This is a genomic window from uncultured Hymenobacter sp. (genome assembly GCF_964242765.1).
Classification (GTDB): Bacteria; Bacteroidota; Bacteroidia; order Cytophagales; family Hymenobacteraceae; genus Hymenobacter.
The window spans coordinates 1-20,412 of the sequence record NZ_CAXTBM010000029.1 but is presented as its reverse complement, the minus strand read 5'-3'; the positions used below and the strand labels follow the sequence as shown (position 1 = coordinate 20,412).

At 54.5% G+C, this 20,412-nt stretch carries 19 protein-coding genes; 8 read left to right on the top strand and 11 right to left on the bottom strand.

The window, feature by feature from the left end; genetic code table 11:
• Positions 1-53: 53 nt before the first annotated feature.
• From ACFE7X_RS13515 to ACFE7X_RS13490, 6 genes are all read left to right on the top strand, one after another.
• Positions 54-443 carry a RidA family protein gene (locus ACFE7X_RS13515; protein ID WP_375436203.1) on the top strand — a complete coding sequence of 130 codons (390 nt, stop codon included), beginning with the start codon at positions 54-56 and terminating at the stop codon, positions 441-443.
• A gap of 121 nt (positions 444-564) precedes the next feature.
• Positions 565-750, top strand: coding sequence for a hypothetical protein (locus ACFE7X_RS13510; protein WP_375436202.1), 186 nt, complete (start codon positions 565-567; stop codon positions 748-750).
• Positions 751-1,362, top strand: a complete 612-nt coding sequence (locus ACFE7X_RS13505) for a pentapeptide repeat-containing protein (RefSeq protein WP_375436201.1) — start codon at positions 751-753, stop codon at positions 1,360-1,362.
• A gap of 135 nt (positions 1,363-1,497) precedes the next feature.
• Positions 1,498-3,042 carry a glutamate--tRNA ligase gene (gltX, locus tag ACFE7X_RS13500; RefSeq protein WP_375436200.1) on the top strand — a complete coding sequence of 515 codons (1,545 nt, stop codon included), beginning with the start codon at positions 1,498-1,500 and terminating at the stop codon, positions 3,040-3,042.
• Between the two features lie 436 nt (positions 3,043-3,478).
• Entirely contained in the window at positions 3,479-3,853 is a 375-nt protein-coding gene (locus tag ACFE7X_RS13495) for a hypothetical protein (RefSeq protein ID WP_375436199.1), read from the top strand.
• A 250-nt stretch (positions 3,854-4,103) separates the two neighbouring features.
• A complete protein-coding gene (locus ACFE7X_RS13490) occupies positions 4,104-4,883 on the top strand; it encodes a TIGR00266 family protein (RefSeq protein WP_375436198.1) in 780 nt (259 codons plus the stop codon).
• A gap of 42 nt (positions 4,884-4,925) precedes the next feature.
• Here ACFE7X_RS13490 and ACFE7X_RS13485 read toward each other — a convergent pair whose 3' ends face one another.
• The 3 genes from ACFE7X_RS13485 to lptB all read right to left on the bottom strand — a co-directional run bounded on the left by ACFE7X_RS13485 (position 4,926) and on the right by lptB (position 8,353).
• Positions 4,926-5,405, bottom strand: a complete 480-nt coding sequence (locus ACFE7X_RS13485) for a toxin-antitoxin system YwqK family antitoxin (RefSeq protein WP_375436197.1) — start codon at positions 5,403-5,405, stop codon at positions 4,926-4,928.
• 495 nt (positions 5,406-5,900) lie between these two features.
• Positions 5,901-7,421 (bottom strand): GH3 auxin-responsive promoter family protein, encoded by a 1,521-nt coding sequence (locus tag ACFE7X_RS13480; RefSeq protein WP_375436196.1) that lies wholly within the window; start codon positions 7,419-7,421, stop codon positions 5,901-5,903.
• A 200-nt stretch (positions 7,422-7,621) separates the two neighbouring features.
• Positions 7,622-8,353: an LPS export ABC transporter ATP-binding protein gene (lptB, locus tag ACFE7X_RS13475; protein WP_375436195.1), complete on the bottom strand. Its 732-nt coding sequence runs from the start codon at positions 8,351-8,353 to the stop codon at positions 7,622-7,624.
• Between the two features lie 291 nt (positions 8,354-8,644).
• Between lptB and ACFE7X_RS13470 the strand changes: the two genes are divergently transcribed.
• Entirely contained in the window at positions 8,645-9,034 is a 390-nt protein-coding gene (locus tag ACFE7X_RS13470) for a hypothetical protein (RefSeq protein WP_375436194.1), read from the top strand.
• Positions 9,035-9,141: 107 nt separating this feature from the next.
• On the top strand, positions 9,142-9,633 hold the full coding sequence (locus ACFE7X_RS13465; RefSeq protein WP_375436193.1) for a hypothetical protein: 492 nt from the start codon (positions 9,142-9,144) through the stop codon (positions 9,631-9,633).
• Between the two features lie 33 nt (positions 9,634-9,666).
• Here the strand turns inward: ACFE7X_RS13465 and recJ are convergent, their stop codons facing one another.
• The 8 genes from recJ to ACFE7X_RS13425 form a co-directional block, all read right to left on the bottom strand.
• Positions 9,667-11,388: a single-stranded-DNA-specific exonuclease RecJ gene (gene recJ, locus ACFE7X_RS13460; protein ID WP_375436192.1), complete on the bottom strand. Its 1,722-nt coding sequence runs from the start codon at positions 11,386-11,388 to the stop codon at positions 9,667-9,669.
• Between the two features lie 233 nt (positions 11,389-11,621).
• Positions 11,622-13,433: a tetratricopeptide repeat protein gene (locus ACFE7X_RS13455; protein WP_375436191.1), complete on the bottom strand. Its 1,812-nt coding sequence runs from the start codon at positions 13,431-13,433 to the stop codon at positions 11,622-11,624.
• Positions 13,434-13,670: 237 nt separating this feature from the next.
• Positions 13,671-15,791 (bottom strand): peptidylprolyl isomerase, encoded by a 2,121-nt coding sequence (locus tag ACFE7X_RS13450; RefSeq protein WP_375436190.1) that lies wholly within the window; start codon positions 15,789-15,791, stop codon positions 13,671-13,673.
• Between the two features lie 154 nt (positions 15,792-15,945).
• Positions 15,946-16,209, bottom strand: a complete 264-nt coding sequence (locus tag ACFE7X_RS13445; RefSeq protein ID WP_375436189.1) for a hypothetical protein — start codon at positions 16,207-16,209, stop codon at positions 15,946-15,948.
• Positions 16,210-16,214: 5 nt separating this feature from the next.
• A complete protein-coding gene (lptC, locus tag ACFE7X_RS13440; protein WP_375436188.1) occupies positions 16,215-16,799 on the bottom strand; it encodes an LPS export ABC transporter periplasmic protein LptC in 585 nt (194 codons plus the stop codon).
• A gap of 16 nt (positions 16,800-16,815) precedes the next feature.
• On the bottom strand, positions 16,816-18,144 hold the full coding sequence (locus tag ACFE7X_RS13435) for an OmpP1/FadL family transporter (RefSeq protein WP_375436187.1): 1,329 nt from the start codon (positions 18,142-18,144) through the stop codon (positions 16,816-16,818).
• Positions 18,131-18,871 carry a type III pantothenate kinase gene (locus ACFE7X_RS13430; RefSeq protein WP_375436186.1) on the bottom strand — a complete coding sequence of 247 codons (741 nt, stop codon included), beginning with the start codon at positions 18,869-18,871 and terminating at the stop codon, positions 18,131-18,133. The genes ACFE7X_RS13435 and ACFE7X_RS13430 overlap by 14 nt, the downstream gene beginning before the upstream one ends.
• 190 nt (positions 18,872-19,061) lie before the next feature.
• On the bottom strand, positions 19,062-20,412 hold a 1,351-nt coding region (locus ACFE7X_RS13425), incomplete at its 5' end, for a pseudouridine synthase (RefSeq protein WP_375436185.1).

Here is a 20,412-nt window from a genome sequence, read left to right as displayed (position 1 = left end):
TCTTACTTTAGCTTGAAGTCAAATGTATCATTCATCCTTTTCACGCTAATTGCATGCCCAACACTGTTGTTTATTCCAACCAGGCTCCTGCTCCTATCGGGCCCTACAGCCAAGCGGTGCAAGCAGGCAACACCGTATACGTTTCCGGCCAGATTGCGCTTGATGCCCAAACCGGGCAATTAGTCGGCAATGGGGACGTGGTGGAAGAAACCCACCAAGTAATGCGCAATCTACAAGCAGTACTTGAAGCCGCTGGCCTTACTTTGCGCGATGTGGTAAAGTGCAGCATTTTCGTGAAAGACCTCGGCAACTTCACCCTTATCAACGAAATATACGGCAGTTATTTCACCACCGACTACGCGCCGGCACGCGAAACGGTGGAGGTCAGCCGTTTGCCTAAGGATGTGCAGGTGGAAATTTCTTGCGTAGCCGTAAAACAATAAAAGTGACTTTGGGAGCCAGCGAGTTTGCACGCAGACCACACGGAAGCATCGAACTCGCTGGCTCATTATTTACTTATCCCACGAACACGAAGTAGCTAAACCACCTTTTCTATCTGCTTGTATGAAAGAACTTGGACTTGGACTGTTGATTTTCGGGCTTGTATCGTTGGTACTGCCTTTTTTGGGAATGAAATCCATGCTCTTGACTTGGATTGACCAGTGGGGCACCACCGTTGCTTGGCTGATTCGTGGCGGTATCACGCTCTTGGGGCTGCTATTGTGGCTGAGCTTTCGTAACCGCGACTAAATGCGTCCTTCCTCTTCGCGTAAGGCAGTTAAGCTACTAACCAAGCCCGCCTTTTTTCCGCCTGAAAACCTACTAGACCGGGCTTTACCCGCTAGCTTGGTTGGACAGCAGGAATTCGAGCAGTACCGGTTCAGTTACTTCGACTTCACCCGCGCCGATATATCCGGACGGCGCTTCACGGAGTGCCTATTCGAGAACTGCAATTTTGCCGGCACTAGCCTCAGTCATGTAGCGCTGCAAAACGTGGCATTCGACGGTTGCAAGCTTCTAGGTTTGCCCTTTCACGCGTGCCGCGACTTGCTTTTTGGCGTCCATTTCAACCAGTGCCAGCTCGATTACGCTTCCTTCCAAGGCAAAGTCATGCCGAATACTCGCTTTGTAAACTGTTCTTTGCGCGCAGCGGATTTCACTCAAACCGATTTAAGCAACGCGGTTTTTCAGGAGTGTGGCTTGTTGGATGCGGTGTTCAGTGCCACCAAGCTTAATGGTGCTGATTTCGTTACGGCCCGTGACGTACGGCTGGATCCGGAGTTAAATCAACTACGGCAGGCTCGGTTCGCGCTTCACAGCTTGCCCGGCCTACTCTTCAAGTACGAGTTAGTGATACAATGAGTGGCGAAGGAACGTTGGTTACTCGTCTTTGCTGGATTGGATTTCTGGCTAGGTGGTCTTCTGCGTACACGCGTAGTATCTCGTACCTTTGCGGCGCGTTTCTCCATCCCGGTGACGCGGCGAACTGACTGAATTATGGAAAGAGAAGTACGGGTGCGTTTTGCACCTAGCCCTACGGGGCCGCTACATATTGGCGGCGTGCGCACCGCGCTGTATAACTACCTGCTGGCCCGCAAGCTAGGGGGCAAAATGCTGCTTCGCATCGAGGACACCGACCAAAACCGCTTTGTGCCCGGCGCCGAGCAGTACATCATGGACGCCTTGCGCTGGTGCGGCATTATCATCGACGAAGGCATTGAGGAAGGTGGTCCCCACGCCCCCTACCGGCAGAGCGAGCGGAAACCCATGTACCGCCAGTATGCGCAGCAGCTCATCGACAGCGGCCACGCCTACTACGCGTTTGACACGCCCGAGGAACTAGACGCCATGCGCGCCCGCCTCACGGCTGCGAAGGTGCCCAACCCGCAGTACAACAGCATTACACGCGCCCAGATGCGCAACTCGCTGACGCTACCCGAGGACGAGGTGAAGCAAATGCTGGATAGCGGCGCCGCCTACGTCATCCGCCTGAAAGTGCCGCGCAAAGAAGAAATCCGCTTCAACGACCTGATTCGGGGTTGGGTGGTGGTGCATTCGTCGGCCGTAGATGATAAGGTGCTGATGAAGTCGGACGGTATGCCGACCTACCATCTGGCCAACATCGTGGACGACCATCTGATGGAGATTACCCACGTTATCCGGGGCGAAGAGTGGTTGCCCTCGGCGCCGCTGCACGTGTTGCTGTACCGCTATTTGGGCTGGGAAGCTACCATGCCGCAGTTCGCCCACTTGCCCCTGCTGCTCAAGCCCGACGGCACTGGCAAGCTCAGCAAGCGCGACGGCGACAAGCTCGGCTTCCCGGTATTCCCGCTGGAATGGCACGGCGTTGATGCCGAAACCGGCCAGCCCACCGTGAGCAGCGGCTACCGCGAAAGTGGTTACCTGCCCGAGGCTTTTATCAACTTCTTGGCTTTCTTGGGCTGGAACCCGGGCACGCAACAAGAATTGTTCACCATGGACGAGCTGATCGAGCATTTCACGATTGAGCGAGTAAGTAAGTCGCCTGCCCGCTTCGACCAAAACAAGGTGCGCTGGTACAACGAGCAATATTTGCGCGCCAAGCCCAACGCCGAGCTAGCGCACTACCTGCTGGAGTCCTTGCAAGCGCAAGGCATCCGCTGTGCTCCCGACAAAGCCGAGCAGATTGCTGCCTTAGTGAAAGAGCGCGCCACTTTCCCCGCCGACCTAGCCCGCGAGGCGCAGTTGTTCTTCCAGCGCCCAACATCTTACGACGAGCAGATCATCAGCAAAAAATGGAACGCGCAAGTGGCCGGTGCCTTGGCCGCATATGCTCAGGAACTACCCGCTGCCTCCGATACCTCGCCCGACGGCCTGAAGGCCCTGCTTACGCAGGTAGTGGAAAGCCAAGGCATGAAGCTGGGCCAAGTGCTGCAAGTGTTGCGCGTCGCAGTAACTGGCACCACTGCTGGCCCCGATTTGATGGCTCTGATGAGCATTTTGGGAGCCCAGGAAACCGCTGAACGCATTGATACCGCCGTAAGCCAAGTGGCAGTTAGGTAGTTAGTTAAATACCCACAACACCAGGGGTAACTATATTTTAGTAAAGCAAAAGCGCCCGGCAGTACTACCGGGCGCTTTTGCTTTACTAAAGGCGGTGATTTAACTCTTACTGCCGGTGTTGCCTCTGTGCCTATCCCTTGTTTCAATTGAACACTTGGCTCAAACCATATAGGGCACACCATCCAAGAGTAAGGCCGCGGCGCATTTCGCTGTCTGTTTACTGCTTCAACCCAGACCGGAGCCTGATGGCTTCAATCAACTTAATACTGCCCACGCGGGTCCAGGCCAAACCTATTGCGCGGCTACTCTAGGAGCCACTGTTGGTAGTTGAATCAATTTCACGTATCCGCCACGGGCATCGCGCCGTACTGCTTGATATAGAACGGCCTCGCGTTGGAAGCAAGGTTGTTTGGGAAACGTAACCACGCAGAATATCATGGCGAAGAAACCCGTAAATAAGAAGAGCAAGAACGACCCCGAAAAGAAAGCCCGTGTGCACAAGGACCTCGAAGGGTTTGAAATTAAAATAAATCCGCTGGGAGAAATCACCTCCAACTATTCTATCGAGGACATCAACACGTTTCTGAACCGCCACGTGCGCGACAAGAAACTGGTGAACCGCGACGGACAGTTTGGGGAAAAGGAGGACGAAGAATTTCCGCTCGAAGAAGGCGTCCAGGAGCCTGAAGAGTCCGACGAAGATTTTATGCGCCGTACCAGCCGCGAAACCAAGAAAAAAGGTTCTAAGAACGACCCTGATGCTGCCGCCGAAGCTGCTGATACCCGCGCCGAACTACCCGATGAAGGCTAAGCTAGCGCTGCCCCGCGCGGGGTGCGTGATACATCAGAGTAGCTAGTAAAGCAGCTCTGCTTTCGCATTCTCTTTTTCCTGTACTCGATAAGCCCTTGCACTACTGCATAACCAAGGGCTTATTGCATTTTCAGGCGTGGCCTAGTGAGTTGCTTATGCCTTCTTTACAAGCAGTATGAGGAAGGCGTATCTTGAAATGAAGTGCTTTTGCTATACTTGAAGCGGCGTTTCACCTTAACTCCTTTCGCGCATGCAGTCCCACGATGTCGATTACAAGATTCTTGGCAATGATATACAGGTACTGGAAGTCGAGCTGGACCCAAACGAGACCGTAATTGCCGAGGCCGGCGCTATGGTGTACATGGACGAGGCTATTGCTTTTGAAACCAAGATGGGGGATGGCTCGGAGCCCGATCAGGGGCTGATGAGCAAGCTATTTTCGGCGGGCACGCGCCTCATTACGGGCGAGTCGTTGTTTATGACGCACTTCACGCACCGCGGAAGTTATGGCAAAAGCCGGGTAGCTTTTTCGGCGCCGTATCCTGGCACTATCATCCCGTTAGAGCTACGCACCTTGCCGCAAGGCCTGATTGTGCAGAAGGATGGCTTTCTGGCTGCGGCGCGGGGCACCAAGATCAATATCCACTTCAACCAGAAATTGGGAGCGGGTTTCTTTGGGGGCGAAGGCTTTATCCTGCAAAAGCTCACTGGCGACGGCAGAGCCTTTATTCATGCTGGTGGCACCGTCATCGAGAAGCAGCTCAACAATGAGTTACTCCGGGTGGATACCGGCTGCGTAGTAGCTTTCGAGCCGGGCATCGACTTTAACATTGTCCGGGCTGGAGGCCTCAAATCCATGATTTTCGGGGGCGAAGGGTTGTTGCTGGCCACCCTGCGGGGCACCGGCCGCGTGTGGCTACAGTCGATGCCCGTCAAGAAGCTGATTCAGGCACTAGCGCCGGCTGGGGGCAATGCCAGAAAGGAAAGTGGCAGCGTGCTTGGCAACCTAGGTGGCCTCTTCGACGAGTAAACCTGGCGTGGCGAACCTTTCGCTCGTTGCGGCACCCGTTTGTTATTGATTTCGCAACTCGCTAGGGATAAGCTGAGTGCCCCGTAGCTGGCCCCGGTCGTAGTGCTCTACCGCCGTTTGACGACCTTCAACATCAAACACTTTCCATTCGCCAAACCAGAAGAAATGTACACCGTCAGGCTCGTCCAGAATACGAGCCTGACCCTGACGCTTTTTCTTACTACCCGCTTGGTATTCAGTGATAGAAATGAGGTTGTAAGAATTGCGGGCGAATCGCTCTGTGCGTTCTAGCTCGCCGGTTGGCGCGTAATAGCGCCAGCGCCCCACGTAGCGTCCATGACGGAAGCGACCCAGAGCCATAGGCTGACGCTTTGCATCGTCGTAGTAAGTTGGCCAAGGCCCGTGCTGGCGTAGCTGCTGGTCGTAGCGCTGCCGCGACCAGAAACCAATCGGTCCTTGCTTGGCAGTTGAGCAAGAACTAAGCAGAGCTACCAAAGCAATTACGTATGGAACGAGGCGCATTCCGTAAGCGGCAAGTAGTGAATCACGTCGGCCTTGTGCTAAAGCGGTACAGGCTGAGCTGATTATACAACCCTAGCTGGAATCGACACAGAACCTTACGCGCAGTTGAAACGCGTTTTCTTGCTTATAAATTGCTTTTTAGACAAGCTAACCAACTCACCACCGAAACAAGTGGGTCACTGTTGGGGTGGCAGTAGCTGCTAAGTCCGCAGACTTTGAACCAATCAAGCTTGTAGCAATGATGCCCAAACTAAGTACGAGTGCAAGCAAAAGCAAGCCCAGTAAACCTAGCGTGAACCGCGAAGCAAGGGCGGAGTTTCTGTCGGAGAGTGAGCGACGCTTCCGGCGGGAAACGTGCGGATGGGAATGGGAGGCAATAGCGGACACGGAGGAACACAAAGAGCGTCGAACAATCCACTAATATAAATTTAATTTTTAAATAACATAGAACTCTTTCCGTCAGCTAGTCAACGTGTTATTAGATTATTTCAAACTCTACGAAGCAGATAATATTTCTTCTAGCATTTCGCGCGAATTGCTGAGCCGCGGCACTTTATGCTGACCTCCAAGCTTACCCCGGCGCGCCAACCAGCGCTCGAATTGACCTGGTTTAGCCACTGTCAGGACTGGCGGTACTAGCGCTATATCACGGTGCCGTTTGGCATCGTAGTCAGAATTGAGTTGGCGCAAGGTGGTATCAAGCACCGTTGTGAAACGGTCGGTATCCGGTGGGGGAGTCAGAAATTCTATCAACCATTGATGCCCGCCCCGAGAACCATCGGCGGCTCCAGCAAAGTATACAGGAGCTGCTGTGAAGTCGCGAACGGTGGTGTTGGTCGCGTGGCATGCGGCGGCTACGGCGGCCTCGGCATTCTCCACTACCACTTCCTCGCCGAAAGCATTCAGGAAATGTTTGGTTCGGCCCGTAATGCGAATCCGGTAAGGTGCCAAGCTGGTGAAACGCACAGTATCACCAATTTTGTAACGCCACAGGCCCGCATTAGTGCTCATGACAAGGGCGTAACTTTTGCCTAGTTCTACTTCTTCTAGCGGTATAGCGCGCGGCTCGGGTGCGTCCCACTGATCAGCGGGCAAGAATTCGTAGTAGATGCCGTGGTCGAGTAGCAGCAACAGGTCTTCGGAATCGGGCTGGTCCTGCAAGGCGATGTAGCCTTCCGAAGCATTGTAAACCTCCTGATAATGCATCTGCTCGGAGGGAATCAACTGACGGAAAAGCTTGCGGTACGGCCCAAACGCCACCGCCCCGTGCAGAAACAGGCCCAGATTAGGCCACACCTCGGTGATGTTGTCGGTGCCAGCTATTTGCAGCACCCGGCGCAGTAGCATAATCATCCAGGTGGGCACCCCGGCTAGTACGCGGACATCAGCTTGCAGCACGTGGCGGGCAATGCGTTCGATCTTCTCTTCCCATTCGTCTAGCAGCGCTAGCTCGAGCGTCGGAGTCCTGACGTGTTCGGCCCAGACTGGTAGATTCTGCATAATAACCGCCGATACATCGCCAACTCGGGAAGCTGCATCTTGGGGCCGCATAGGATTGGGCGTATGCGTACCTCCGAGCGAGAGGGTTTTGCCACCAAGCACTTCAATTTCGGGATAATGCAGGGTAGCCAGCGCCGTCATATCGCGGCCGGCGCGGTAGTGACAGTCGTGCAGGGCTTCGCGGGTAACCGGGATGTACTTGCTGCGGGCATTGGTGGTGCCGCTACTCTTGGCAAACCACTGCACTTGGCCGGGCCACAGTACATCTCGCTCGCCGCGCAACACGCGCTCCAGCATCGGGTACAGTTCTTCGTAGCTGCTTACTGGTACGCGCTGCGCAAATTCGCGCGCCGATATTCCGTCGGCGTAGCCGTGTTGGCGGCCCCATTCCGTGTTCCTAGCTGTTTGCTGCAAGCTGCGCAACACTTGCTGCTGCACTTCGTGCGGATGCTGCTGAAAGTGCCTAATATCCGTTAAACGCCGTTGAACGGCCCACGTGAGGATGGAATTTAACACAGAGCTAGGAATGGAGGGGAAGGCCGAGAAGCGCGCAAGTTGCGTTTTGTACCGTGGGTAGCGCCGGAATGTTGCTGGAAAATACGAGGCCGCCTTCTTAACGACCCTCGAAAGCACCTGCAAATCCCTCTAGTGGTCTTCGACAACGTCCGCTTCTGCTCTCGAAACCTTACAGGTAGCGGCTGTCCGCACTCAAAGGCCTACACTTTCCGTTTCAGCTCGAAGTGTTTGCCTAGGTACACCCGGCGCACCATTTCGTCGGCAGCTAGCTCCTCGGCGGTACCTGCCTTTAGCAGCTTGCCTTCGAAGAGTAGGTACGCCCGGTCCACGATGCTAAGCGTCTCGTTCACATTGTGGTCGGTGATGAGGATGCCAATGTTCTTGTGCTTGAGCTTGGCCACGATGCCCTGAATTTCTTCTACGGCAATTGGGTCGACGCCAGCAAAAGGCTCATCGAGCAGCACAAACTTAGGATCAACGGCCAGGGCGCGGGCTATTTCGGTGCGCCGCCGCTCGCCGCCGCTTAGCACCCGGCCCAAGTTTTTGCGCACGTGCGTGAGGCTGAATTCGTTGAGTAGTTCTTCTACTTTGTCGCGCTGCGCCTGCTTGGGCATCTTGGTCATTTCGAGCACCGAGAGAATGTTTTCCTCCACGCTCAAATCCCGGAACACAGAAGCTTCCTGCGCTAAGTAGCCAATACCGAGGCGGGCGCGCTGGTAAATGGGCAGTTTGGTGATTTCGAGGTCATCGAGGTAGATGCGGCCGGAATTGGGCTTGACCATGCCCACGGTCATGTAGAAAGAAGTGGTTTTACCGGCCCCATTAGGTCCCAGCAACCCCACGATTTCGCCTTGCGACACCGTCAACGACATGTCGTTGACAACCGTGCGGGCTTTGTATTTCTTAACTAAATTATCGGCTCGAAGAATCATGCGGGACAAAGGTAACGGAAGGCACGAGGATGGCAGCTACTGCTAGGCTAACGGCATTGCGGCTAGCGTAGTACGACGTGCGCATCAGCTCTGTCTTGAATTTTAATTTGTACGCCTCAGCTAGAGTGAAGCGTGGTCCCTCTAATAATAAGTAACCTGCTACCTAGTGGCAGTTCAGGCAGCAACGGAGTTGGCGTGCAGATAAGCGGCTACCCACAAAATCTATTGCAACTTACCGACACGACAGGTTTAGCTTACATCCGACTCCCCTGCCACTATAGCTCTTACCTTATGCCTTCACTGCGCCGATTTAGTGTTTACTTACTAGCCCTGGTTTTCATAGGAGCTGGAATACTGCATTTCGTAGCACCAAGCACCTACCTGCGCATTATGCCGCCGTATCTGCCGGCACCGCTGCTGCTCGTGTATATGAGCGGAGCAGCCGAAATAGCGGGCGGCTTAGGGATGCTGTTACCAGCTACGCGGCAAGCTGCCGGTTGGGGCCTGATCCTGCTGTTAGTGGCTGTGTTTCCGGCGAATGTGTACATGCTTCAGGCGCACGGAGCGGGTTTGTCGGTGCCGATGTGGGCGCTATGGCTGCGGCTACCGTTGCAACTCGTGCTGGTTGTTTGGGTGTGGTGGAGTAGCCAGGTCAGGCCCCAAGGAATAAAGGAAAGATAACTTACAGCTCTACAGGCTGGCTTTATATTTGAACTAAAATATGCCATATAAAACCTTGAAACGATTCATTTATGCAGCAAAGAAATTTACTGATAACTGCTTTCCTATTGTTCCCAATTAGTGTCCCGGCACAAATCATTACCGACGCCACCAAGGCCACTGCTGCTCGCGATTCGCTCTTCAGCCAAGTGGCTGTAGCTCGTCAGCAAATCGAGCAGAAAGCAAGAGTGGTTATTACCAAGGCAAACCGGGCAGGAGCGCGCCGCATTATGGTGCAAAGCTACTATGCCAGCCGAACGTACTATCTTGACAATCTAAGCCCTACTAAAAGAACTGAGATGGCCTGGGAGCACAAAATAGTGCACCGCCACAACGGCTCAAGCCGGGAGTTGTTCACAGCTTATCTTCCAAGCGGGAAGAAGACGATTCAGGAGCGTCGGCACAACGGCGAGGTGACATGGTTATGGCTGCAGAATTACAAAGACGTTAACCTGCTCATGCAGCCAATACGTGAACTCAGCGGCACCTATGCCGATAAGCGGTACCTGCGGTGGGGTGGCAGACACTATATGCTACCTACCCGGCTCCCAACACCCTAAGCGAATAGGCTGATACGTTAAACCGCTGCTCTGCTACTCCCAGCGGATATCCTTTACCCGCAGCTGCAAGGTTTTGACCCCGCGGTACTCATTTATTTCTACGGTGTAGCATACGCTGAACGGTTCGCCTTCCAGGATGCGTGGCAGATGCTCGGCGAGGCCGAAACCAATGGCGTCGAGTACGTGGTGGCCGTCTTGGGTGAGGGCCAGCTTGAGGTGCGACTGACCAACCACGCGGGCCGAGTTGGGCGCGGCATACACGTTGCGCGCCATGAAGGTTGGGTTGGTATTGCCGGGTCCAAACGGCTCCATCTGACGGAGCAAGTTGTAGAAGCTGTTAGTTACCTCGTTCAGTTCCATCTCGGTGTCAATATCCACCGGCGGAATCATTTGCTCGGGCAAGATGCGACCCGCTACCACCCGTTCGAACTTGGCCCGGAAAGCCGCCAGATTCTCAATGGGCAGCGTGAGACCTGCGGCGTACATGTGCCCCCCGTATTGGTCGAGCAAGTCGGCACACTCTTCTATGGCCTGGTGCACATCGAAGCCAGCAACAGAGCGGGCCGAGCCGGTGGCTTTGCCGTTGCTATGGGTGAGAATGATGGTCGGGCGGTAGTACTTGTCGAGGCAGCGAGAAGCTACTATTCCGACCACCCCTTTGTGCCAATCTTCCTTGTAGAGCACCGTGGTGTGCGCGTCCTGAAAGAGAGTATCCGACTCTATCATATCCAAGGCTTCCTTGGTGATGCTCGTGTCGAAGCCTCGGCGCTCTTGGTTGGTTTTATCTACTACCGATGCCTTCTCGAAAGCCTCTTCCTTGCTGGAAGCCAGCAGCATAGCTACCGAACGCTTGGCATCGCCCATGCGGCCAGCCGCATTAATACGCGGTGAGAAGCCGAAAACCAAACTGCTGATGTTAAGCTCCGTGGTTTGCAGGCCGGCCAGTTCGCGTAAGGCATCGAGGCCGGGGCGCTGGGGCCGCGTAGAGTCGTTGAGTAAGCGCAGGCCGTGGTAGGCAAGGGTCCGGTTTTCGCCCATAATGGGCACGATGTCGGCAGCAATGCTTACGGCCACAAAATCCAGCAGATCGTAAAGCGGCTCCTCATCCAGGCCCTGATCTTCCGTGAATGCCTGCATCAGCTTGAAGCCAACGCCACACCCCGATAATTCCTTGAATGGATAAGCGCAGCCTGGCCGCTTAGGGTCGAGCACGGCCACGGCGGCTGGTAGCTCAATGCCCGGCAAGTGGTGATCACAGATGATAAAATCGACGCCCCGCTCGTTGGCATATACCACTTTGTCTACGGATTTCACGCCGCAGTCGAGCGCAATAATGAGGGCGAAGGCATTGGTAGCCGCAAAGTCGATACCAGCTTCCGATACTCCGTAGCCTTCCTTGTAGCGGTCAGGAATGTAGTAGTCGATGCGCTCCGGACCGAAGAAACGGCGCAAGTAGCTGTACACCAGGGCTACCGAAGTGGTGCCGTCCACGTCATAGTCGCCGAACACCAGCACTTTCTGGCCGCTATGCAGGGCCTCAGTAAGACGAGCTACGGCGCGGTCCATGTCGCGCATCAGCAAGGGGTTAGGCAGCTCTCGCAGGCTCGGACGGAAATAGGCTCGGGCCTCCTCGAAGGTGCACACGTCGCGCTGGCAAAGCAGTGCTACAATGGTTTCCTTAACGCGTAGCGCGTTGGCCAGGAACTGCACCTTTTCAGTGTCGGGCGCAGGCTTACGAATCCATCGTTTTTCCATGAGTAGAGCGGGAGGCCGGGGCGGCATTATCTTCAAAAGTACAAAGAAAACCCTGCCCGCCCGGTTATTAGCCGCCCGCTACGTCTTGAAACACCTAGTTTTACCGAAGGCCCAACCTCCGTGAGTTCTTTCCCAAATACGGTTAATACATCATCTCCAACGGCCTGATGTACTTGATTTTCATTGTCGCGCTAGGCCTTATGTTCTTGTTTTTCGGTGAAGTAACGGGAGCATTACAGACTATCCCCCCGCAGCTTTCTGAACCGCTTGCGGGCCTCCGCTACATAGATGCTGCCGGGATATTTCACCAAAAATTGATTGTAGAGTGCTTTTGCTTGCTCTTTATCCTGTAGATTTTCTTCCTGAATGCTAGCCAGCAGAAACATGGCATCGTCGCTTAGCACGTCGTACTTAGGATTACTTGTGATTTTATCGAGCGTAGCCACTGCTGCGCGGTAGTCGCCGGTGCGGCGCTGCAACTGCGCTTTCAGATACCACGCATCATCTTGCAGAGCATGGCCTGGGTACTTCTGCAGCAACCCATCAAGGCCACGCAAAGCCTCGGGAAGTTTGTTCTGGAACACCAACTGCTCCACGGTAGCGTAGTCGCGCAGCGCCACGCCCGCCGTGTCCATGGCCGTATTATCGGTGATAAGCAAACTGAGCTGCATGGCGTCGTTGGCAATTTCACGCGTGGTAGCTTCTTTCAGAATGTCAAGGTGGCTTTTGGCTAGCTTGAAGTCGCCGGCGAAGTAGCTCAAGCGGGCATTGCGCAGCTTGGCATCATATCCTAACGGCGAATCTTTGTGCGACTTTTCCACCTGCGAGTAGAGCAAGGTTGCTTCCCAAGGCTCACTCCGCAACAAGAAAATATCTGCCAGATTGATCTTGGCTTCATCGACCACGTCGATGCTGGCGCGAGGCATATTAATCACCTCTTGCAGCAAAGCAATAGCTTTGTCTTTCTCGTCGAGCTGAAAAGCGTGCAGCACGGCCATGCTCCGCAGTACCGGTGCCGTCTGAGGTGTGCGACCTAGCTCCGTGAGCACCTGCTGATACTCCACGAGCAGCTCACGGATTTTGGCAGGGTCTACAGGATACGTTTCGCGCACCTGGGCTTCTCTTGACTGCACGAGGCGCTGCCGAGCAGACGCATAAAAAGGTCCGCCCTTGTATTCGCGCAGTACGTATTCGTAGCCGCTAATGGCCGTTTCGTAGTCTTTGTTGTACTGAGCGATAGATGCCAGATCCATTACCCGGCTTCCCTCCGTACGGCCACGGCGGTCGAGGGCTTTGGCTTGCACCAGCGCGCCCGTGAAATCCCGACGCTGAACTTGCAGCCACAGCAGCAGCTCGCTGTATACGCTCCGGTCGGGGTACTTCTGCACATTGGTTAGCAGCTGACGTTCTAAGGCGTCGAAATCCTTCTCGTTCTGGAGGCTGTTTTGCAGCATGTTGCGCACGAAAGGTAGTTGCTGCTCGTCGTCTTGCACAAGGCGCAAGGTTTCCGCCATGAGCTTCTCAGTGTTACCGCTCTGGGTATAGAGCTGCACAAGCTGCGTACTAAATTCCAGGTCGTTTTTGATTAGTTCTCGGCCGCGCAGATACGTTTTCTCGGACCACTCGAGCAGGTTGCGGCGGCTGAACTCGGCGGCAACGGGCAGTACCTGCGCCGCAGTAAGTTGGCTGATTACTTTGTCGTACTGCTTGGTGGCGCCGCCTTGGTCACCGGCGGCCGTATAGAGGCTGCCTAGCGCCACACCATAGCCGCCTTCCTCGGGGTGCTGCCGAATAGCGCGCTTCACCAGCTTCTCGGCGTCTTTGTAGCGCTTCAAACCTTGTAAAGCCGTAAGGTAGTCGGGCAATATAGAAACCGAAGTTTGCGCATCGGAAGGCAGCTTGCTGAAAAGAAAGGCCGCTTTTTCGTGCTCTCCCTTGCGGGTGTATTCTCTGGCTAGAGAAACATTACCAACATCTTGCTGGGCCTGAAGTGGGGCAGTGGTAAGCAGCAGAAAAGAGAACAGCAGGCAGGGAAGGTGACGCATAGAAACAGGATAAGCAGCAAGTGGCAACGGATGTGAAAACAAACGGTAGCGCCGTCAGATTCATTTCAAGATAAGCAGGAAATCCGACGCAATTCTCTGCTGCATTAGTCGCGCTGCTTGACTCCATACGGCTCAGCACCTTTCATCTATCGAAAAACAAGCTGCACCGAAGCAAAACAACGAACATAAAAAAAGCCGCTTCTGAAGAAGCGGCTTTTTTGTTTCAAACAACAAGGTTTAGAAGAACTTGTTGCGCTCGTCTTTGATATTGGCATTGGCTTTCACAGCTTCATAGATCAAGCCATCGGCCCGGCCGACCCGCTGGTCGGTTAGCTGCTTACGCACAGTGGCCAGTTCGGAGGGAGCGGCAGGCTTCTGCACACTTACGGGCTCTACAATCAGCACACCTTGTTCGCCCTGGATTGGAGCCGACTTCTGGCTGGGCTTCAGGCCGAAGGCTTTACCTACCGCTAGTGGTTCGCTGCCCAGGCCCGGAATTGTGCCAGAGCCGAGTACTACGCCATCAGCCGTTTTCACTTGGGCTGCCGAGCCATATGCTCCGGCAATCTGCTCCAGGGTGCCGGTTTTGCCGGTTAGCTTGCTGATGATTTGCTTGGCCTTCTCTTCGTTGCGCACCGCCGCTGTAAGCTCCGGCCGCAGACTGGCTACATCGGCCGTGCCTTTGCTCCGCTGACCGGTCAGGACGGCTACCACGTATTGGTCGCCTATCTCAAATACTTCGGATACGTCGCCAACTGCGGTTTCCTTACCGCCCGTACCGTAAGCCCACCGCACAATCTCGCGGGCGCCTTGCAAGCTGTTCACGGCTTGGTCGCCGCGGCCTAAGCCCTTGGCTTCCTGCTTCTGCAAGTTCTTTTCTTTGGTTATTACTTTGCGGAACGATTCCAAATCAGTGGCTTGGCCTTTCAGCGCTTGAGCGCGGGCATAAGCGGCTTCGCGAGTGGCTTCCGAGGGCTCCATCTTCTTTTGCACGGTAGCCAACTGGTAGGTTTGCGTGGTTTTGGGCGCCGTGATTTTGATGATATGGTAGCCGAACGAAGTTTTAACGGGAGCAGGCAGTAAGCCCGTAGAAGTAGCGCCAAAGATGGCCTTCTCGAACTCCGGCACCATGCGGCCCTGCTGGAACCAGCCTAAGTCGCCGCCGGTGTTCACGGTACCATCGGTACCGTACTGGCGCGCCATGGCGGCGAAGTCAGCGCCGCCTTTGATGTCTGCCAGCACTTTTTTCGCTTTAGCTAAAGCGGCTGCTTCTCCTGCAGGCGTAGGGTTTTCGGGCTTGATGAGGATGTGGCTGGCCCGGGCCGAAGCCTGTCCGCCGCCTTTTTCACCTGTTACTTTGATCAAGCTGATCGTTCCGTTCTCAGCATATGGTCCGTACACCTTGCCCACCGTGAGGGGTAGTTGCTGACGTAGCTTCTCGGGCATATCTGCTGGCGACACATAGTTGTCGTTGTAGGGCTGATCGGAGTTGAGCTTTACAAACAGCGAGTCGTTGGGAGCCGAAGCAAATTGCGTAGCCAACTGGCCAACACTCTGCTGCACGGCGGCCGTATCCTCCTTGGAAGCTACCACCGGAATGGTTACGTACTCTATGCTGCGGCCGTCCTCTACTTTGTAGCGGCCCTTGTTCTTGTCGAGGTAGGCTTGCAACTGCTCGTCCGTCACTTTCACCGCCGAATCGGAAATAGAAAAGTACGGAACAAACAGGTAGCGCATGCTAGCGCGCGTGTTCTGGTTTTCGTCGAAACGTTTGGCTTCAACGGTCGTTACGTAGGTGCTTAGCTTGAGTAGATTGTTGTACTTCTGCCCCATGCGCTCCGGCCCAAGGTTGGCCTCGAAGTTTTGCCAAGCAGCTTGCGCATCGGGTGGAAGCTTATCGAGGCCTTGCAGGTACTGAACGATTTTAGCGCGGTCGAACTGGCCCGTTTTTGGGTCGGTAAAGGCCTGCCGAATGCTAGGATGAATATTGCGTCCTTGCACCATATCCGTCAGTTCTTCGTCGGAAACAGTCAGCCCAAGCTTATCGAATTCCTTTTGAAAGGCAATGCGGTAAATGGTCTGGTTCCACGCCTGGTCGCGCAAGTAGCCCATGGCTTGCTCGTCGGGCTGGCGGCCTTGCTGCTGCACAAACGACTGTTTGGCTTGCTCTAGCGCGTTATTGAAATCGGTCAGTTCTATTTCCTGACCGGCTACTTCGCCTACCACGTTTTGATTGCCGCCAAACAAGCGATTTTTTCCCCCTATCAGGTCGCCGCCCACAATGAAGAGCAGCATGCCAATGGCAACAGTACCAACGGCCCAGCCTGATTTTTCCCGAATCGTGTTAATTAATGCCATTTACTTGAAAAAAAGCACAGTAGGTTAAAGCGTAAAGAATCGCAAAATAATCAGAAAAAGTGAGTTGGTGAGATTGTGAAACGGTGAGTTGATGTCCAACCAGCACAATCTGCGCGGCTAAAACGTTAGGTCACTATTTCACAATCTCACCTAGCTAGCCGCGGCGCTTGTTGCGCGGCACCGGCTTGGCGTTGCTAGTGGCTTGTTTCGCTGGAGTTTTCGGCGCCGCTTTCTCTTCATCCCTCGACTTCAAATACCGAAACAGCATCACGCACGTGAACGATATCATAAACAACCAATAGTTGTCGCGCAACGCATTTTCGTCGTTTCGCAATACGGTTTCGTAGGCCCCAATCACAAAAGAAACTACGCCCAACGCAAACAGAACCGTGCGCAACAAAGATTTATCGAAATGCATGGCGACTATTGTGGATTGCTGGCTGCCTCGACAATAAACTGACCGGCAGGCCGCTTGAAAAGGTAGCGACTCGTCGTCATGTTGTATATCAAGCCGTAGCCCGTCAAGGAATCGGTGGGCGTCACGAACTGCGCGAAAGTGGCAGAGTCCGTGTACACTAGATTTTTTTGTTTGTCGTAGAACAACTCCTCGGTGTACATGCGTTGCTTCTTCTCCTCGTTGTTCACTTGCACGTTGCCGCGCATGGTGTAGAGATTCTTCACCTTTTCGAATTTGCAGTACTTACCGCTCAGTGTGTTAACCACTTTCAGCCCGCTTTTATCGAAGAAGGTCACCCTCAGTCCTTTCGGATAAAGCTGGTCACCATTCTCGAATTGCTGTTCAAGCGGAGCTGTGTATTTGACTTGTAACTTTGCCGAGTCACTGAACAACGTATTCACGTTTGTTGACTCCAACAGTGGCCCACTATACTTCACAGGCGCCTTGACCTGCGGCTCCGATTTTTTGCAGCTAGCCGCCCACAAACTCGCCAGCAGCAACAGGGAAGCTGCTCGGGTAGGCAACAAGCACATCAAACGAAAAGTACGCATAGTAGGGATAGGCAGCTTACTCAATCCGACGCTTAATGAACCACCGGTTGTTAAGCGAAATTCCCAACTGAGCCCGAATGTAGTCTTCCTTGATGTTGCGCTCTTGACCACCACTTACTTGGTTGACAGTGGTGTTGCCCCGCTGCCCATAGGTGAAGCCCAAACTAACCGTTGTGGCTTCGAGTGGAGAAGCAGATACGGGCAGTGAAAAGCCCCAGCTAACGGCCCGGTCGTAGAGGGTTTGGCCCGCAGGACGGTAGGGCATTTGCGCCACCGAAATGCCAGCCCGGTAGGTTACTCGTTTGAAATAGTTATCGACGGAAGTTGGGTCAGGAACGTACTCGCCTCCTAGTGCCGCCCGGAACGTATTGCTCAAGGGCACGCCTGCGGTGCCACCCTGCTCGTCGAACGACCGGAACTTCGACCACTGCTGCTGGGCTATATCGGCATTGATCGACCAGTTTTTATTATTGTCGATGCTGATGCCGAACTGTGCTAGCGCGGGCACAACGGCATAACCAGTTCCTTCGGCCAGCGTGTCAGCTTGGGTTCCGCTTACTTGGCTCCCATCCGCGTTTTGAGTTTCCTGGGTTCGTAGCCGTTCGCCGTTCAAATTAGTTTGAAAGGCATAGACGCCACCCAAATTGTAGTTGAGCTTATCGTTGAACTTGCCGCGGTAATGAATACCACTCCGAAATTTGAAGTCGGAGTAGTGGATATGGTCGATGCTTACTGACCGGGTGTCGGCAGCGGAATTAACCTGTACCTGCGAACCGGTCGATAAGTCGATGCTCCCAAAAATGTAAGAAGCCGTCAAGCCTACCGATAAACCTTTCGCCAGCCGAAGGCCTTGCCCGAAATAAGCTTCCGACAAGTCACCTTGACCTAAATAGCGATACTGTACTGGCGTCTGATTAGCAAGGGTGTTCGTTTGTATCGACTCGTAGTCGACGGAGCTAAAGGGCTTAAGACCAATAGCGGCACCCCAGCGCGTGGAAAGCGGCACGGCCAGCGCAAAATAGCCAAGCGTAGCGCTACCCGTCTTCTGCGACTGAATATTGTTGCGCACCGTCTTGTACTGGCTGTTCACGGCCACTTCCCACGTAGTGCGGTTCATGTAATAGAGCAGTGCAGGGTTGAGGTCGTTGACTTGCACACCATTGGGGGCCGCCAGCCCAGTACCCCCCATACCCGTCTGCCGGACACCGCCCGCATTGAAATACGTGTCGCCCAGGCCCAGGCGGGAGTATGGCGAATTGCCGAGTCGTTGGCCTTGGCTGCGGGTGGCAACTCCGAGACTCAACAGCGTCAGTCCCAGCAGCCCAGCGTATTTAGAGTTCAACATTGTAAGCTAATATGCGGTGGAGCCCTATCAACACGAGCTCCGGAATGGCAAAGATAAGGCCTTTCAACCGGGGTTGGAAAAAGGCAGCGTCACCGCCCGCCAATACCACTCCTAGTTCCGGAAACTGCTCCCGGTATCTGTCAATCAACCCGTTCACTTCGGCGGCCGCCCCGTTCAGCACGCCACTTTGAATGGCGGCTGCCGTGGTGTCGCCGGTCAGTGGTACGGGAGCTTTTAAATCAGTAGGCAGTTCCACCAACGGCAGGCGCCCCGTAAACGTATGCAGCGCCCGAAAGCGTAGCTGTAGTCCCGGCGCGATACTACCGCCCCGAAACGTATGCCCGCCCTGCACCAAGTCGCACTTGATGGCCGTGCCTGCATCCACAACAAGCGTATCCTGATTAGGCCGCCGCCAAGCTGCTCCTACTGCCGCTGCCAGCCGGTCGGCGCCAAGCGTGTGCGGAGTAGCATAGGCGTTCTGCAACGGTACCGGTGTAGTTGCCGGATTGAATTCAAGTAGTCTTCCCGCCAACTCCGTCTTCAGCAGGCTTGTCCATTCATGAGTTGAGGTAGCTACCGAAGACACAATAGCGTGCTCAGGTCTCAGGCGTTGCAGGACGGCAACCAACTCACTGGGCGTGCAATCAGCTGTTTCAAGCAACACATCTTCCTCGAAGCAGCCGTATTTCACAGCTGTGTTGCCAATGTCGAGGGTGAAGGTGCGCACGGGTAGGTGTGGTGAGAGAACAGGGGCAAATAAGGAGGTAACAGAATAAGAGTTAGTTAACTGTCATTAGGACCTCAAGTGGAAGAGAGTATTTAAGTAAACAAGGTTGCGTTCCATACCAAAATACTTCAGCATCCTTGTTCCACTCATTTCACAACTTGTCGGCTACTACCTTCTCACTTGCCACTTTTTACATAAAGTATTTAAGGCGAATAACCTCCTTCTCATTTAGATAACGCCATTTGCCACGAGGCAAATCCTTCTTCGTGAGGCCCGCATACTGCACCCGGTCCAGCGTAACCACCTCATACCCTAAATGCTCGAAAATGCGTCGTACAATGCGGTTGCGGCCGATGTGAATCTCAATGCCCACGAAGTGCGCGTTGCCCGCCACTACGGCTACATCGTCCACCTCTGCTTTGCCATCTTCTAGTTCCAGACCAGCCGCAATCTGCCCGAGATGCTCTTCCGTCAGTGGCTGGCTTAACTCCACTTGGTAGATTTTTTTGTTGCGGTGCGAAGGGTGAGAGAGCTTCTGCGCTACTTCCCCATCGTTGGTGAAGAGCAAGAGCCCCGTTGTGTTCCGGTCGAGCCGCCCCACTGGGAAGATGCGCTCTTTCGAGGCTTCCTTCACCAATTCCATCACGGTGCGGCGTCCTTCCGGATCGTCGGTGGTTGTGATGAAATCCTTGGGCTTGTTAAGCAACACGTACACCAGTTTCTCGCGGTTGAGGTTGGTTTTGCCGTACTGCACGGTATCCGTAGGCTGTACTTGGTAGCCCATCTCCGTTACAACCTGTCCGTTCACCTTAATCTCGCCGGCCGCAATGAGAGCGTCAGCATCGCGGCGTGAACAGATACCAGCGTTGGCGATGTAACGGTTCAGGCGCACTTGGCCGTCTGCGGTTTCCTCTTCCTCGCGGCGGCGTTTGTTGCCCCGGGTTTTATCTTGCTCGTAGTGCTTAAGGTTTTTGTAGTCGGGAGCTTGCCCGGCCACGTCACCGCGCTTCATTTTATCAGCACGATTGGGCGTTGAAGCATCCCGGCCCTGACGAGTGTCGGGACGTAAAGAGCGCTCAGGGCGTTCTGTACGCTCGCCAAAAGGTTGAGTTGGACGGTCACTCCGCTCACCATATGGGCGAGCAGAACGCGACGCATTGAACTCTTGACTAGCTGACTTATTACCGTAGCCTCGCTCCTGCTGGCCACCAAAACTACGGCCAGCGTTAAATCCTCCTTCGCGTCGCTCGCCATGGCTGCGGTTGCCAAAGCCACTACGCTCTCCTGTGCTGCTACTACCAAACCCGCTTTCGCGCCGCTCGCCGTAATTACTCCGAGGACGTTCTTCGTTACCGTCACGGCGGGCAGAACGCTGCTCTCTTTCTTCACCAAATTCTTCGGGACGACCTCGGAAATCAAACGGCCGAGCTGGTCGGATTGCCCGGTCCGCACCCAGGTTTTCCGTTGGGCGTGGCTCTGGGTTGAAATCTGCTTCGCGGGGAGCAACGGGGACTGGCTTGTCTTTCAGATTAGGATCGGTC

Excerpts from the sequence above, each read along its gene's own strand:
- ACFE7X_RS13455 (WP_375436191.1), bottom strand. The coding sequence starts at position 13,433 with ATGCGTCACCTTCCCTGCCTGCTGTTCTCTTTTCTGCTGCTTACCACT.
- recJ (WP_375436192.1), bottom strand. The coding sequence starts at position 11,388 with ATGGAAAAACGATGGATTCGTAAGCCTGCGCCCGACACTGAAAAGGTG.
- ACFE7X_RS13510 (WP_375436202.1), top strand. The coding sequence starts at position 565 with ATGAAAGAACTTGGACTTGGACTGTTGATTTTCGGGCTTGTATCGTTG.
- ACFE7X_RS13470 (WP_375436194.1), top strand. The coding sequence starts at position 8,645 with ATGCCTTCACTGCGCCGATTTAGTGTTTACTTACTAGCCCTGGTTTTC.
- ACFE7X_RS13450 (WP_375436190.1), bottom strand. The coding sequence starts at position 15,791 with ATGGCATTAATTAACACGATTCGGGAAAAATCAGGCTGGGCCGTTGGT.
- ACFE7X_RS13445 (WP_375436189.1), bottom strand. The coding sequence starts at position 16,209 with ATGCATTTCGATAAATCTTTGTTGCGCACGGTTCTGTTTGCGTTGGGC.
- ACFE7X_RS13495 (WP_375436199.1), top strand. The coding sequence starts at position 3,479 with ATGGCGAAGAAACCCGTAAATAAGAAGAGCAAGAACGACCCCGAAAAG.
- ACFE7X_RS13490 (WP_375436198.1), top strand. The coding sequence starts at position 4,104 with ATGCAGTCCCACGATGTCGATTACAAGATTCTTGGCAATGATATACAG.
- gltX (WP_375436200.1), top strand. The coding sequence starts at position 1,498 with ATGGAAAGAGAAGTACGGGTGCGTTTTGCACCTAGCCCTACGGGGCCG.
- ACFE7X_RS13435 (WP_375436187.1), bottom strand. The coding sequence starts at position 18,144 with ATGTTGAACTCTAAATACGCTGGGCTGCTGGGACTGACGCTGTTGAGT.
- lptB (WP_375436195.1), bottom strand. The coding sequence starts at position 8,353 with ATGATTCTTCGAGCCGATAATTTAGTTAAGAAATACAAAGCCCGCACG.
- ACFE7X_RS13515 (WP_375436203.1), top strand. The coding sequence starts at position 54 with ATGCCCAACACTGTTGTTTATTCCAACCAGGCTCCTGCTCCTATCGGG.
- lptC (WP_375436188.1), bottom strand. The coding sequence starts at position 16,799 with ATGCGTACTTTTCGTTTGATGTGCTTGTTGCCTACCCGAGCAGCTTCC.
- ACFE7X_RS13505 (WP_375436201.1), top strand. The coding sequence starts at position 751 with ATGCGTCCTTCCTCTTCGCGTAAGGCAGTTAAGCTACTAACCAAGCCC.
- ACFE7X_RS13485 (WP_375436197.1), bottom strand. The coding sequence starts at position 5,405 with ATGCGCCTCGTTCCATACGTAATTGCTTTGGTAGCTCTGCTTAGTTCT.